Annotated in this window: 10 protein-coding genes and 1 pseudogene; 5 read left to right on the forward strand and 6 right to left on the reverse strand. The window is 74.4% G+C overall.

Features of this window, described 5'->3' with window-relative positions; genetic code table 11:
• Positions 1–15 precede the first annotated feature (15 nt).
• Positions 16–279 carry a DUF1876 domain-containing protein gene (locus KSNIM_RS06635; RefSeq protein WP_263102292.1) on the reverse strand — a complete coding sequence of 88 codons (264 nt, stop codon included), beginning with the start codon at positions 277–279 and terminating at the stop codon, positions 16–18.
• Positions 280–460: 181 nt separating this feature from the next.
• Between KSNIM_RS06635 and KSNIM_RS06640 the strand changes: the two genes are divergently transcribed.
• A complete protein-coding gene (locus KSNIM_RS06640) occupies positions 461–823 on the forward strand; it encodes a tetratricopeptide repeat protein (RefSeq protein WP_263102293.1) in 363 nt (120 codons plus the stop codon).
• 201 nt (positions 824–1,024) lie between these two features.
• Positions 1,025–2,509 carry a M1 family metallopeptidase gene (locus KSNIM_RS06645; RefSeq protein ID WP_263102294.1) on the forward strand — a complete coding sequence of 495 codons (1,485 nt, stop codon included), beginning with the start codon at positions 1,025–1,027 and terminating at the stop codon, positions 2,507–2,509.
• Positions 2,510–2,600: 91 nt separating this feature from the next.
• Here the strand turns inward: KSNIM_RS06645 and KSNIM_RS06650 are convergent, their stop codons facing one another.
• Together KSNIM_RS06650 and KSNIM_RS06655 are read right to left on the reverse strand one after the other, a co-directional pair.
• Complete coding sequence (locus KSNIM_RS06650) at positions 2,601–4,190, reverse strand: phospholipase D-like domain-containing protein (protein ID WP_263102295.1); 1,590 nt, start codon at positions 4,188–4,190, stop codon at positions 2,601–2,603.
• A 123-nt stretch (positions 4,191–4,313) separates the two neighbouring features.
• Positions 4,314–7,373: a putative bifunctional diguanylate cyclase/phosphodiesterase gene (locus KSNIM_RS06655; protein ID WP_263102296.1), complete on the reverse strand. Its 3,060-nt coding sequence runs from the start codon at positions 7,371–7,373 to the stop codon at positions 4,314–4,316.
• Positions 7,374–7,626: 253 nt separating this feature from the next.
• Between KSNIM_RS06655 and KSNIM_RS39390 the strand changes: the two are divergent.
• The 3 genes and pseudogenes from KSNIM_RS39390 to KSNIM_RS06665 all read left to right on the forward strand — a co-directional run.
• Positions 7,627–7,770, forward strand: a pseudogene (locus KSNIM_RS39390) (MbtH family NRPS accessory protein); the annotation flags it as partial.
• A 72-nt stretch (positions 7,771–7,842) separates the two neighbouring features.
• Positions 7,843–10,830, forward strand: coding sequence for a non-ribosomal peptide synthetase (locus tag KSNIM_RS06660; protein WP_263102297.1), 2,988 nt, complete (start codon positions 7,843–7,845; stop codon positions 10,828–10,830).
• Positions 10,827–11,597 carry a leucyl/phenylalanyl-tRNA--protein transferase gene (locus KSNIM_RS06665; protein ID WP_263102298.1) on the forward strand — a complete coding sequence of 257 codons (771 nt, stop codon included), beginning with the start codon at positions 10,827–10,829 and terminating at the stop codon, positions 11,595–11,597. Before KSNIM_RS06660 ends, KSNIM_RS06665 begins: the two co-directional genes overlap by 4 nt.
• Positions 11,598–11,648: 51 nt before the next feature.
• Here the strand turns inward: KSNIM_RS06665 and KSNIM_RS06670 are convergent, their stop codons facing one another.
• The 3 genes from KSNIM_RS06670 to KSNIM_RS06680 form a co-directional block, all read right to left on the reverse strand.
• Entirely contained in the window at positions 11,649–12,374 is a 726-nt protein-coding gene (locus KSNIM_RS06670) for an ArsR/SmtB family transcription factor (RefSeq protein WP_263102299.1), read from the reverse strand.
• 83 nt (positions 12,375–12,457) lie between these two features.
• Positions 12,458–13,690: an MFS transporter gene (locus KSNIM_RS06675; protein ID WP_263102300.1), complete on the reverse strand. Its 1,233-nt coding sequence runs from the start codon at positions 13,688–13,690 to the stop codon at positions 12,458–12,460.
• Between the two features lie 80 nt (positions 13,691–13,770).
• Positions 13,771–14,667: metallophosphoesterase (locus KSNIM_RS06680; protein ID WP_263102301.1), on the reverse strand; the 897-nt coding region annotated here is incomplete at its 5' end.

Consider the following 14,667-nt stretch of genomic DNA (forward strand, 5'->3'; position numbering starts at 1 on the left):
GCGGGCCGAAGGCCGTCAGTAGATGAGGTAGTTGGGCCGGTGGCCCTCGTCGGCGATCTCGCCGTCGGCGACCGAGCGCAGCTTGCGGGAGAGTTCGTCGAGTGCGCGGGAGGCGGCCACCTCCTCGCCGATCCGGGCCAGGGGTCGGTCGTCGCGGCTCTTCACCGCTTCGCCGTGGCCGCTCAGGCCGGGTGCGTGCGAGCCGCGCAGCCGGGCGTCGCAGGCGGTGTTGACACCGTCCTCCTCGAAGACCAGCTCGATGTCCCACTGGTTGTGCATCGCGCACCTCCTCGCGGCGGCCCCGTTTCCAGCGTGCGCCCACGGGCGGCGGCGGGACAACCCGGGGCCCGGCCGCCCGGCCGGCGCCGTGGGGGGGAATGCCGCCATGTTGGTGAACGTTCAACCGATCGGTCCCCACGGACCGGAGGAGCGACCGACACGCACCGAGAGGAGTCGCACGGTGTTCCACGAGTACCTGGCGGGCGAGACCGCCGAGCAGTGGCGCTGGGCCGGGCTGTACTTCGACGCGAAGGAGTACGCCGAGGCGGCGAAGCTGCTCGCGCCGGTGGTCGAGCAGCACCCGGAGCAGGTCGGCCCGCGACTGCTGCTGGCCCGCGCCTACTACCACTCCGCCCAGCTGGGGCGGGCCGAGGAGCAGCTGCGCGAGGTGGTGACACGCGACCCGGTGGAGCAGTACGCGCACCTGATGCTCGGGCGGACCCTGGAGCGCCAGGGCCGGCCGGCGGAGGCCGCGCGGTGGCTCCGGCTGGCGGAGGCCCTGGACGGCCCGGCCGGGCAGGACCCGGCGACGGCCGGGGGGTGACGCCGACCGGGTGACGGATCGGGGCCCCTCGGCAGCGGTCGGGCGGCGGTCCGGGCGGTGGGGGTGCAGCAGGTGTCGGCCGGTCGGCCGAAGGCGTCCTTGCATGGACACGTCATCAAGGTGACACTGAGGCGCGCCTGACGGAGGGTCGAACCGACCCTCCGTCACCCGACTGCACCCCGACCGCACTGGAGGACCCCTGTGCGCACGAGGACGATCGTCTCCCTGGCCGCCGCCGTTCTGCTGCTCGCCGACCCGGTGTCGGCGGCCGCGGCGGTGGCCGGCGCCCCCGGCATCGGCGACGCCTACTATCCGACCTACGGCAACGGCGGCTACGACGTATCGCACTACGACGTCCGGCTGAAGTACCAGCCCGCCACCGACCGGCTGGAAGGCACCACCACGATCCTGGCCACCGCCACCCAGGACCTCTCCCGCTTCGACCTCGACTTCGCGCTCGACGTCGCCGAGGTCCTGGTGGACGGCCGCCCGGCGAAGTTCGCCGCGACCGGCGAGCAGGAGCTGGAGGTCACCCCGGCCGCACCGCTGGCCAAGGGACAGCGCACCACCGTCGTCGTCCGCTACGCGGGCACCCCGTCCGCCGTCTCCCGCTACGGCTTCACCGCCTGGCTGCGCACCCCGGACGGCGGAGTGGCGGCGGGCGAGCCGGAGGCCGCCTGGTGGTGGTTCCCGAGCAACGACCACCCGTCGGACAAGGCCACCTTCGACGTGTCGGTGCTTGTCCCGGACGGCACCCAGGTGATCTCCAACGGCGACCTGGTCTCGCAGAGCTCGAAGATCGGCTGGACGCGCTGGAACTGGCGGCAGAACAAGCCGCAGGCCACCTACCTGGCCACCCTGGCGGTCGGGCGGTTCGACATCACCCGCTCCACCAGCCCCGGCGGCATCCCGGTGCTCAACGCCTACAGCAGGGACCTCGGCGACAACGACGGCGCGGCCCGGGCCAGCGTGGAGCGCACCGGCGAGCTCGCCGACTGGCTCTCCGGCCTGTTCGGCCCGTACGCCTTCGGCTCGGTCGGCGGCTACGTGCCCAACGTGCGGACGGGCTACGCGCTGGAGAACCAGACCCGGGTCTTCTACAGCCCGCGGCAGTTCTCCCGTGGCTCCAACACCTCGGTGGTGGTGCACGAGCTGGCCCACCAGTGGTTCGGCGACACCGTCTCGGTGCGGCGCTGGAGCGAGATCTGGCTGAACGAGGGCTTCGCCACCTACGCGCAGTGGCTCTGGTCCGAGCACGAGAACGAGGGCACCGCCCAGGAGCTCGCCGACTGGGTGTACTCCTCGCACCCGGCGGACGACCCGTTCTGGTCGGTGAAGCCCGGCGACCCCGGCGCGGACCACCAGTTCGACGCGGCGGTGTACGACCGCGGCGCGCTCGCCCTGCAGGCGCTGCGCACCGAGGTCGGCGACGAGGCCTTCTTCCGCATCCTCAAGGGCTGGCCGGCCGAGCACCGGTACGGCAGCGCGACGATCGCCGACTTCCGGCAGTTCGCCGAGCGGGTCTCCGGCCGGCCGCTGGGCGAGCTGCTGCAGACCTGGCTCTACACCCCGGCCAAGCCGGCCCGAGGCGCGGTCCCGTCCGCGGCCGGCTCCGGTGCCCGCCCCTCGGCGGCGCCGGCCGAGCCGCGCTCCTGGGCGAAGATCCACGCGGCGCAGGAGCACTGACGGTGGTTCGGCTCCCGCCCCGCCGTCCACGAGCGGGGCGGGAGCCTGGTCAGGGGCCCTGAGGGTCAGGGGCCCTCGGGGCCCGGCGGCCTCAGGCGGTGCAGATCCCGCGCGCCCAGTCGACGGTCGCGGCGGTCTGCGAGTACTGCCACTGCGGCGCGAGCACCTCGGCGTCGAGGCGGCCGGCCGCCGCGCGGTCCTCGACGATGTAGCCGAAGTCCTGCAACCAGGCCGGGTAGAGGTTCTTCGAGCCGGTGTAGAAGGCCTGCCCGTCCACCGAGACGACCTTGTGGTGCAGCGCGTACGGGTGGCCGTCGGCCCAGGTGGCGGTCGGCGCGGCGCGGAAGGACGCAAGCTGCAGGTTGCCGCAGAGCGCGGCCCGGCCCTTGGCCTGGTCGCCCGTCAGCTTCACCAGACGGTCCTTCAGCACGTCGCCGACCTCGGCGAGCGACTTGATCTGCGAGTAGCCGCCGCTGCCGACCGCGCCCCGGTTGGCCGGGTCGCTGACCACGATCCGCACCTTGACCCCGGCGGCCAGCTTGGCGGCCAGCACGTCGTAGAGCCGCTGGTCGTAGCGGGGCAGCGGCGGGCAGGTGGCGTTGAGGTCCTGCTGGGAGATCTCGACGTGGTCGGTGGCACTGGCGACCAGGGCGCGCAGCGCGTTCTCCTCGGGGTTGACCGTCTCGTAGTCGCGGTCGTTGTTGGTGCGGTCCGCCACGCCGACGCCGCAGCGGGTGGCGGCGGCACCCGGCAGCTGCGGACGGTAGCCGGACGCCGGGTCGGCGGTGCGCACGCCGATGCCGAGGCCGCCGACGGCGATCACCGGCACGCCGCCGGCCTGCGGGGCGGCGGGCGTCTCCAGGGTGCGCAGGCAGCCCGCGCCGGCGGAGGCCGCGAACCAGACGTTCTGGCTGATGCCGCCGGTGTTGTCGCAGGTCCAGGACCACAGGGTGTCGAGGTAGCGGGCGGCGGAGCCGGCCGCGGGACCGGTCAGCTCGACGTCGGCGTCGGTGACCGGGTGGGCGGTGTCGAGGTAGTCGTCCTTCCAGCCGTTGATGCCGCCGACGATCGCGGTGGCGCCGTCCACGACCAGGATCTTGGAGTGGTTCCAGGACAGGCCGATGCGGGAGGTGGTGGCGGAGGCGACGGTGAGTGTGACGCTCGCGGCGGCCGGTCCGAGCCGGGCGATCAGCTCGTCGCGGTAGGCGGCGGGCCGCACGTTGAGGTGGTAGACGGGCGCGGCGCCGACCAGGATCCGCACGGTGAGGTGCCGGCCGTCGGCGGTGGCCTGCTTCAGTCCGGCCACCAGAGCGTCCTCGAAGCCGCCGTTCGGGAAGGGCGCCAGCGAGGAGACGTCGACGGTACGGGTGGCGGCGGCGACCGCGGCGGTGGTGCGGGCGAGCAGCTGGTCGCTGCCGGTCCGGTTGCGGCAGGCTGCGTCGCCCCAGCAGCCGGGGGTCTGCAGCACGCCGTCGAAGCGGTTGCCGTCGGTACGCTGCCAGACCGCGCCCTCCAGGCCGGGAGAGACCTCGCGCAGGGTCTGCTCGACGGCGTCGAGGTGCGGGGTCGCGGACCCGGCGGCGTAGGCCGGTGCGGCGGCGGGCAGCACACCGAGGACGGCGGCGAGGACGAGCAGGGGACGGGTGACGCGGCCGGTGCGGCGCGGTCGGCGGTCGAGCACGGAGAGGGTCCTTTGGCAGATCACCAACAATCTACCTGATAGTAACTTGACGGCCCACCAGATGATCAAATCGGGGCCGCCCGGCCGGCCACCCGCGTCCGGACGCCCCGCCCGCCACCGGCGTCAGCCGCGGCCGCCGATGTGCAGCCCGGCCGGCCGCGCGTCCTCCTGCACCAGCCGGCCCGCCTGGTCCGTGGTGAGCGGCCGCGCGAACAGGTAGCCCTGGCCGAGCGGGCAGCCCATCGCGGCCAGCAGGTCGCGCTGGACGGTGTTCTCGATCCCCTCCGCGATGACCTGCACGCCCAGCGTGTCGGCGATCCGCGCGATGCCCTCGACCAGGGCGTACTGCTGCTGGGAGTGGCCGAGCCCGTCGATGAAGGACTTGTCGATCTTCAGGATGGAGATCGGGAACTCCCGCAGGTAGCTCAGCGAGGAGTAGCCCGTGCCGAAGTCGTCGATGGCGATCTGCACCCCGAGGTCGCCCAGCATCTGCATGTCGGTGCGGACCCGCTCGTCGCGGCGCATCAGCACCGTCTCGGTGAGCTCCAGCACCAGCGTGGACGGCTCGATGCCGCTCTGGTCGAGAGCCCGGCGGACGGTGTCCACGAAGCCCGCGTCGCGGAACTGCCGGCCGGAGACGTTCACGCTCACCCGCAGCGGGCCACGGCCGCCGACCGCCCGCTCGGCCCGGGTCAGCCGCTGCCAGCGGGCCGCCTCGGCGACCGCCCGCTCCAGCACCCAGGCGCCGAGCGGCACGATCTGGCCGCTCTCCTCGGCGAGCGAGATGAAGTCCTCCGGCAGCACCATGCCGCGTCGCGCGTGCGGCCAGCGCACCAGCGCCTCGAAGCCCACCAGGCCGCCCGAGGTCAGGTCGACGATCGGCTGGTAGTAGAGCGCGAACGCGGCCTCCGCGATCGCCTCGTCCAGGCTCTCGTTGAGCTCGTGCCGCTCGACCAGGCCGGCCTGGAGGGCGGGCCGGTAGTGGCACCACTGCCGCTTGCCGGCCGCCTTCGCCGAGTACAGCGCGAGGTCGGCGTGGGTGAGCAGCTCGGCGCCGTCCTCGCTGTCCTCGGTGGTGGCCACACCGATACTGGCGGCGACCCGGACCGCGCCGGAGCTGAGCTTGAACGGCTCCTCGAAGACGGCGAGCACCGCGGAGGCGGTCGCCCCCACGTCGGCGGGCGACAGGGCGTCCTCGACCAGCACGGCGAACTCGTCGCCGCCGAGCCGGGCCGCCGTGTCGGAGGTGCGCAGCGCGGTGGAGATCCGCAGCGAGACGGCGACCAGCAGCTCGTCGCCGACCGCGTGGCCCTGGGTGTCGTTGACCACCTTAAAGTCGTCGAGGTCGATGAAGAGCACTCCGGTGACGGTTCCGCGGCGGCCGCTGCGGGAGAGCGCGTGGCCGACCCGGTCCTGGAAGAGGACGCGGTTGGCGAGGCCCGTGAGCGAGTCGTGGAACGCCCGGTGGGTGAGCTCGCGCTCCATCTGCCGCTGGTCGGTGACGTCGCGCAGGGTGAGCACCAGGCCGCCGACCGTGGGGTCGTCGCGCAGGTCGTTCCAGCGCACCTCGGCCTCGATCACCGTGCGGTCGTTGCGCAGCAGCCGCCAGTGCTCGCGCTGCTCGGCCTGCTCGCGGGTGCGCATCCGCAGCAGCGCCTGGTTGACGGCACGGCTGTCCTCCGGCGGCACCAGGTCGGTGAGGGCCTGGCCGTCGAGCGACGGGTAGCCGAGGACGCGCTCGGCCGAGGAGCTGGAGTACCGGATGGTGTCGTCCGCGCGCAGGATGAGGATCACGTCGGAGGCGCTCTGCACCAGCGTGCGGAAGTACAGCTCGCTGTTGCGGCGGTTGATCTCCTCGTTGAGCATCACCCGCTCGACCGCGAGGGCGGCCTGCGCGGCGAGGATGTCGAGGGTGCCCCATAAGGCCGTGAGCCGGTGCTCCGTGCCGCCGACGACGAGGGCGCCGATCAGCGGGTCGCCCGAGGGGCGCTTCTCCAGGACGAGCGGGCAGATCAGGGCACTGGGGGCGCCCTCCAGGCGGGCGGCGAGGCCCGGGTCGAGGGTGCCGATCGGCACCAGGCGGCTCTCGCGGACGGGTTCGACCTCGATCGGGCCGTCGCCGTCGGCCCGCAGGGTGCCCTCGTCGCCGACCGCGAGCATCGCGACGTGCGCGGGCTCGGCGGGGACGAGGGCGGAGGCGGCGGTGCGCACGGCGTCGGCGACCTGCTCGACGGTGGCGGCACCGCCCAGCGCGGCGCCGGCCATCCGCAGCACCCGCTCGCGCTCCACGGCGTGGCGGTGGTTGAGGACGACCCCGGCGAGCCGGGAGAGCACCAGCAGGAACAGCACGGCGGAGAATCCGCCGATGACGGCCGCGTTCGCCGCGTCGCCCTGGGTGACCTCCAGGACGAGCATGGTCGGGGCGATCAGCGAGGCGACGGCGAGCAGGGCGATCCGGCCGCGGCTGATGTCCGGCGGCTGGGTCGGGATGGGTCTGGTCAGCTCCACCATCGAGGGGTGCAGCGCCGCCGCGCCCCAGGCGGTGTAGAGCACCGCCCAGCCGAGTTCGACGGGGGTGCCGATCCGCCACACGCCGTGCAGCTGGATCAGGCCGTACAGGACGTCGGAGACAAGCAGGCCGACGGTGCCGACGGTGAGCAGCACCACGGCGGGGCTCTTGCCGCCGCGCGGCACCAGCAGCCGCATCAGCATGGCGAGCACGAGCACGTCGCCGAGCGGATAGGCGATCGAGACGGCCTTCTGGAACCAGGTGAGCTCCGGGTTCCTGGCGTACGGGACGACCAGGTACATCCAGCTGAGCAGGGCGAGGCCGACGGTCAGCGTGAGGGCGTCGGTCAGCGAACCGCGGTCCTGGTGCGCCGTCCGCCAGCGGATGAACCCCCAGACGCCGAGGGCGTAGAGCACGAACTCGGCGAGGTAGAAGGCGTCCGCCAGGGACGGGAACGCGGTCTGGTGCAGGTAGTTGGTCTGGACGACCTGGACGACCTCACCGACGGTGAAGCTGAGGTTGGCTACCGCGAGCAGGTACCAGGCGCTGGCGTGGGCGGGCCGGTTGATGCGGACACCGATCACGATGGCGGCGAAGCTGCTCAGTCCGATACCCGTCCACCAGATGATGCGGTCGGCGGGAAAACGGTAGTAGACCACCGTCAGCAGCACCATCAGGCCGATATAACAGACCGTCAGCCGCTGTCGTCGACGTGTCAACCCAGCTACCTCCTTCGGAGGTGGTGAGCTGAACCGCTCAAGAATTGGGGCGCTCCCAATCATACATAGCGAGGCACGAATGCCTATAGTCGAGATTATCGGGGGCGGTCCGTGGCGGGCGGCGGAGGCCGCGGCCGTGCAGGCCCCAGGCCGTGCACTCCCCGGTATATCCCGGTAATCCATCCGCCGTCTGTCGAGGTCGTCGCCGGTGGAGCTGTCGAATCACGCGCAATCCCCCCATTTCGGGCCCCATCTCGTCCTGGTGAACGGAGATGGACAGTATGCGATTTGGACGAACGAACTCCCGGTGCCCGAGGGATGGCGGAGCGTATTCGGTCCCGCGGATCGCGAGGAATGCCGGCGGCAGGTCAGGGCGCGCTGGCGCGATGTGAGACCGGCCGGGCCGGGCGCCCCCGGACGCACGGTGCACGCGCTGTTCCGCGAACAGGCCGCGACGCGGCCCGGCGCGCTCGCCGTGCTCTGCGACGACGGACCGCTCACCTACGCCGAACTCGACGGCCGCAGCGACCGGCTGGCCGAGGAACTGCGGGCGCTCGGCGTCGGCCCGGACTCGGTGGTGCCGGTGTGCCTGGAGCGCAGCGGCGACATGGTGGTGGCGCTGCTGGCCGCGCTCAAGGCGGGCGGCGCCTTCCTGCCGCTCGACCCGGCCCACCCGGACCTGCGGCTGGCCAATCTGGCCGCCGACTCCGGCGGCGGGCCGGTGGTGACGTCGCGTGACCACGCGGGGCTCTTCCCCACGGCCGTCCTGGTGGAGGCGTACCGGTTGGCCGGGCCGCCGACGGCCGTGCCGCCACCGGACCTCACCGACCCGGACGACCTCGCCTACCTGATCTACACCTCGGGCACCACCGGTGAACCCAAGGGCGTGCCGGTCAGCCACCGCACCATGGTGTTCACGCTGTCGCGGGTCGCCGAGGCCTACGCACTGTCACCGGCCGACCGGGTGCTCCAGTTGGGCGCGCTGGGATTCGACACGTCACTGGAGCAGATCTTCACCCCGCTGCTCAACGGCGCCACGCTGGTGCTCGGCGGGCGGCACCCGTGGGCGCCGATCGAGCTGGCCCACCGACTGCCCGAACTCGGCATCACCGTGGCGGACCTGACGCCCACGTACTGGCACCGGCTGCTCGCGGTGCTGCCCGAGCACGGCCCCGCGGCCCACTCGCTGCGGCTGCTGATCGTCGGCGGCGACACCGTCCCCGCCGAGGACTGCCGCGAGACGCTGCGCCGGCTGCCCGGCACCCGGTTGCTCAACGCGTACGGACTCACCGAGACCGGCATCACCTCGACGCTCTGCGAGATACGCCCCGAGCTGCTGGCCGCCCCGGCGAACGCCCCCGTCCCGGTGGGGCGGCCGCTGCTCGGCACCTTCGTGCACGTGCTGGACGCGCGCCTGCGCCCGGTGCCGCCCGGCGAGAAGGGCGAGGTGTACCTCGGCGGGCCCGGGCTGGCCCGCGGCTACTGGAAGCAACCGGAGCTGACGGCGGAGAGGTTCCTCCCCGAGCCGTACGCGGGCACCCCCGGCGGCCGGATGTACCGCACCGGCGACACCGGCCGGTGGCGGCCGGACGGCACCCTGGAACTGATTGGCCGGGCCGACGACCAGGTAAAGATCCGCGGCTACCGGGTCGACCCGGGCGAGGTCGAGGCCGTCCTCGGCGAGCACCCGGCGGTCGGCGAGGTCAGGGTGGTGGCGGGCGAGGCCAACGGCGGCGGCCGGGCGCTCACCGCCTACTACACCGCCCGCGACCGCCAGCCCGAGGACCTCCGGCAGTACCTGGCCGCCCGGCTGCCCGACCACCTGGTGCCCGCCGCCTTCGTCGCCGTCGAGCGGATGCCCGTCACCCCCAGCGGCAAGATCGACCGGACCGGCCTGACCCGCGGCCCGGCGTCACCCCGCCACGCCGGCGGCGGCCCCGGCACCACCGTGCAGGCCGGCCTCGCCTACCTGTGGGCACAGATCCTCGACGTCGAGCACGTCGGTGCCGACGACGACTTCTTCGAACTCGGCGGGAACTCGCTGCTCGCGATGGAGATGCTGGCCCGGGCCCGGATCATGTTCGGCATCGGGGTCGACCGGATCCGCACCCTCACCCGCGCCCTGCTGAAGAACCCCACCCTCGGCGCCTTCTCCGCCGTCGCCCGGGACGCCCGCCGCGCCCTGCCCGCCGAGCACGGCCAGCGGATCGACTTCGCCGCCGAGGCCGAGCTCGGCGTGCCGGTGCACCGCTCCCCCGAGCACAGCGCCCCGCGCTGGCATCAGCCCACCGACATCCTGCTGACCGGCGCCACCGGCTTCTGCGGCACCCATCTGCTGCGCGCCCTGCTGGAGACCACCGACGCCCGGGTGCACTGCCTGGTCCGCGCCCCCGACCCGGAGCACGGCCTGGAGCGGCTGCGCGCCGCGCACCAGCGCTACCTGCTGCGCGACCTGCACTCGGACCGGGTCGTACCGGTCGTCGGCGACCTCGCCGAACCGCTGCTCGGCCTCGGCCGGCGGCGCTTCGAGCAGCTCGCCGGCACCGTCGACCTGATCCACCACCTCGGCGGCCAGGTGAACTTCCTCTACCCGTACCACCAGCTGCGGGCCGCGAACGTGGCCGGCACCCGCGAGATCATCCGGCTCGCCGGGCACTCCCGGGCGATTCCCGTGCACTACCTGTCCAGCATGGCCGTGCTCGCCGGGTACGGGCCGGCCGGCATCCGGCAGGTCACCGAGGAGAGCCCGCTCGCCCACGCCGACCGGCTCTCGGTCGGCTACGTGGAGAGCAAGTGGGTCGCCGAGGCGCTGCTGCACCACGCGGCCGCGGCCGGCCTGCCGGTCACCGTCCACCGGGTCAACGACGTCACCGGGGACCTGCGGCACGGCGTCATCAACCCGGGCACCGAACTCTCCGCGATCATCCGCTACCTGTGGGACAGCGGCACCAGCCCCGACGTCGACCTGCCGCTCGACTTCGTGCCCGCCGACGTCTTCACCCGCGCCCTCGCGGTCGTCTCCACCCGCGAGCCCGCCGAGGGCCGGGTGCTGCACCTGACCAACCCCGCCCCGGCCACGCTCGGCGACCTCGCCGAACGCATCCGCTCCCGCGGCCGCCCCGTCGAACACCTGCCGTACCGCGAGTGGGTGCGCCGCCTGATCGGCTTCGCCACCGCCAACCCGACGCACCCGATCACCCCGTTCGTGCCGCTCTTCGTCGACCGCGCCGAAGGCACCGAGATGACCATCAGCGAGATGTACTTCCGGCCCACCTTCCCGGAGTTCACCCGCACCGCCGCTGAGCGCGCGCTCACCCGGGCCGGCATCGAACTGCCTCCCGTGGACGCCGAACTCCTCGACTTCTACCTCGACCGGCTCGAGGCAAGCGGACAACTGGAGCACGTCGCGTGACCGGAACCGCACAGTGGTGGGCCTCGGTCGACCTCGGCCGCGCCCCCGCCGACGCACCGGTGGCGTTCTGCGCCGACCTCGGCCCGGACGCCCTGCTCGCCGGCTACCGGGCCGGCGCCTTCCCGATGCCCGCCCAGGACGAGTACAGCCTCTGGATGAACGAGGCCCGCTACGAGGACCTCGTCGACGAGGGCGCGGTCGCGTTACCCGCGGGCGCCGGCGAGGAGGCGTACGGCGTCGCCTGGTGGTCGCCCGACCCCCGGCCGGTCGTCCCGGTCGGCGGCGCACGCCTCGGCGGCCGGCTCTCCCGCCGGCTCCGCAACCGCGACGACTGGACGACCACCGCCGACAAGGCCTTCGGCGAGGTCGTCGACCGCTGCGCCGAGGGCCGCAGCCCGGCCTGGCTCACCACCGAGCTGCGCACCGCGCTGCGGGCGCTGCACGCCGGCGGCCGGGCGCACAGCATCGAGGTCTGGGAGAACGGCGAACTGGTCGGCGGCGCCTTCGGCGTCCGGGTCGGGCCGGTGCTCAGCCTGGACTCCATGATGGGCCTGCGCCCCGACGCCGCCCGGGTGGCGATCGTCGACCTGGCGCAGCGCTTCGGCGAGAGCGGCGGCCTGCTGCTGGACGTCCAGTGGGACAGCCCGCACGTGCGGAGTCTCGGCGCGGTGCCGGTGCCGCGCTCCGAGTACCGGGCCCTGCTTCGCGAGGGCCCCGCGGCCGGCCCGCCCCCGGGCGAGGAACGCCCGGCCTCCCGCCTGGGCTGACCGCTCGGGGGGCATGTCGGGGCCCAGCGGCGCCCGAGGTGGCCCGGAGTGCTACCTCTCGCTCGGGGCCAGGAGGTCGTCGGGCAGGTCCAGGCGGTCGCGGAGGATGCGGCGGCCGGCCGGGGTGACCGCCACCGCCCGGCTGGTGCCGATCCGGGTGACCCAGCCCTCGGCCAGGGCATGCCGGCACAGGGCCGCGCCGACCGCTCCCGCCAGGTGTGGTCGGCGTTCGGTCCAGTCCAGGCAGGGTCGCACGGCCGGCCGACGGCTGACGGACGGGACGGTGACCCCGGCCGTGCCGAGCCACAGCTCGCCGTCGGCGGTCAGCCGCAGGCCCTGTGTCCAGTCCAGCAGCCCCTTGGCCGTCATCGCGTCGGTGATCGCGACCCCGACCGTTCCGGCCAGGTGGTCGTAGCAGGTCCGGGCGTGGGCGAGGGCGCGCCGGCGGCCGTCCGCCGCGAGCGAGGCGGGGCGTTCGGGGCGGCCCGGTGCCAGTGCGGCGAGCTGCTCGACCAGCTCGGCCACCTGCGGGTCGGCCAGCCGGACGTACCGGTGCCGGCCCTGCCGCTCCTCGGCCAGCAGGCCGCCGCCCACCAGCCGGTTCAGGTGCTCGGTCGCGGTCGGGGCGGCGACCCCGGCGTACCGGGCCAGTTCGCCCGCCGTCCACGCCCGCCCGTCGAGCAGGGCGAGGCAGAACGCCGCCCGGGTTCCGTCGGCCAGGAGTCCGGCGACCGCCGCGAGATCCCCGCCCGGCGACTGTGCTCGTTCGCTGTCCACCCGCCCATTCTCGACCGGCGACCCTTCGGCCCGTGCCGAACCGACGGCCGTCGAACGCTCCGCCGCGCGGGATCGGCCCGGCGTCAGGCGGTGCTGCGGGCCGGCCGTCCGGCGCCGGGCGCCGGAACGGCTGCGGGCGGCGGAACGGCCGCGGGCGCCGGCTCGCCCGGGAGGAGTGCGGCGGACGCCACCGGGAGGGCGGCGGCGAGGGCGTAGGCGGGGGCGAAGCCGTGGGCGGTGATCAGCGCGCCGGTCAGCGGCGGGACGAGGACGATCGCGGCGTGCTGGCCGAGGCCGTGGACGCCGAGCGCGCGGCCCGCCCAGGCGGGACCGGCGTGTTCGGCGACGGCGGTGTTGTGCAGGCCGTTGGTGGAGACGGTCAGTCCGCAGGCGAGCAGCAGGGCGGCGGTGCCGAGCGGCGGTGCGGCGGCCGCGCCGAGGGCCAGCAGCAGGACGTCGGCGGCGGTGGCCAGCGCGAGCAGCCGCATCGGGCGCAGCCGGCTGCCGACCCGGTCCGACCACCAGCCGGCGAGCAGGCGCACCCCCGCCCCGGCGAGGTTGGCGGCTGCGAGGACCGTTCCGGCGGTCGCGGCAGGCCAGCCGCGCACGGTGGTCAGGAAGACCAGCGCGAACCCGGCCACCACGAACTGGGGGACGCACAGCAGCGCGGCCGCGCCGTGCAGGCGCCACAGCCGGCTGCCGCGGTAGGGGCCGGGCCCGCGGGGCCGGCCGGTGCCGGACGGCCGGGGCGGGTCGACGGCCAGCAGCAGGACTGCGCCGCCGGCCACCGCGCACAGCAGGGCGCAGCAGCCGAGGGCGGCCGGGAGTCCGGCGTGTTCGGCGAGCGACGGGAGGACGGCCGCGGCGAGGCCGACGCCGAGCGGTTGGGAGGCCTGCCGGACGCCCATGGCGATGCCGCGCCGGTGCGGCGGGAACCAGCCGATGACCAGGCGGCCGGAGGCGGAGTTGACGGAGGCCCCGCAGGCGCCCGCGAGGACCAGCAGCACGGCGAGGGCGGCGGCGCCGCGGACGGCGGCGGCGACCGTGAGCACGGCGGCCGCCGGGAGCAGGCCCGCGGCGAGTGCGAACCGCTCGCCGCGGCGGTCGGCGACGAGGCCCCAGCCGACCATGGTGAGCAGGATGCCGAGGATCGGGCCGGAGACGAGCATCCCGGCCCCGGCGAGCGAGAGGCCGAACTCCTTCTGGAAGTCGGGCAGGAGGGACGGCAGGCCGTAGAGGACCGGGGTCATGGCGGTCTGGCCGCCCGTGCCGATCGCGAGCATCAGCCATCGGCGGTGCGCGGGGTTCCCGGTCATGCCGGGAACCCTACGGAGCGGTCACCAGGTGGGACGGATGTTTCCGGTGACTGAGACGCCGGTGGGACGGGGCGGGCGGCTCAGGCCTGCCGGGAGGCGAGCGTGACGACGGTGATGTCCGAGGGTGCGCCGACCCGGACGGGCGGGCCCCAGGCGCCGGCGCCGCGGGTGACGTAGAGCTGGGTGTCGCCGTACCGCTCGAGTCCGGCGACGGTCGGGTTGGCCAGTGCGGCCAGGTAGTTGCCCGGCCAGAGCTGGCCGCCGTGGGTGTGCCCGGAGAGCTGCAGGTCGACGCCGCGGCGGACCGCCTCGTACACGGCGACCGGCTGGTGGGCCATCAGGACGGCGGCGCGGCGGGTGTCCCGGTCGCCGAGGGCCCGGTCGTAGTCGGGGCCCTGGCCCTCGGAGGCGCCGGCGATGTCGTTGACGCCGGCCAGGTCGAAGTGGGCGAGTTCGGTGCGGGCGTTCTCCAGCGGGTGCACGCCGAGCTCGCGGACGAACTCCACCCAGGGGGCTGCGCCGGAGAAGTACTCGTGGTTGCCGGTGACGAAGTACGCGCCGTCCCGGGCGCGCAGCCGGGCGAGCGGCTCGGCGGCGGGGCCGAGTTCGGGCACGGTGCCGTCGACCAGGTCGCCGACGATGGTGATCAGGTCGGGCTGGGTGCTGTTGATGGTGTCGACGATGCGCTGGGTGTGGGCGCGGCCGAGGATCGGGCCGAGGTGGATGTCGCTGACGACGGCGATCCGGTAGCCGTGGGCCTGCCGGGGCAGCTTGGCGAGCGGGACGGTCACGTGCTTGAGCCGAGGCCCGCGCAGGACTCCGTACGCGCCGTTGCCGACCACGGCGGCCGCGGTGGCGCCGGCGGCGAGGGCCACGCCACGGGCGACCAGCAGGCGGCGCGCGGGGTCGGCCGGTCCGTCGGCGGTCCGCTCCTCGGTGGCGGGCGGCGCGCTTGCCGGGTCCGCCGCGGGTTCGGC

Source organism: Kitasatospora sp. DSM 101779 (genome assembly GCF_025655475.1).
GTDB lineage: Bacteria > Actinomycetota > Actinomycetes > Streptomycetales > Streptomycetaceae > Kitasatospora.

Coding starts and splice junctions, on each gene's coding strand:
- KSNIM_RS06635 (WP_263102292.1), bottom strand. CDS start 279: ATGCACAACCAGTGGGACATCGAGCTGGTCTTCGAGGAGGACGGTGTC.
- KSNIM_RS06655 (WP_263102296.1), bottom strand. CDS start 7,373: ATGGTGCTGCTGACGGTGGTCTACTACCGTTTTCCCGCCGACCGCATC.
- KSNIM_RS06675 (WP_263102300.1), bottom strand. CDS start 13,690: ATGACCGGGAACCCCGCGCACCGCCGATGGCTGATGCTCGCGATCGGC.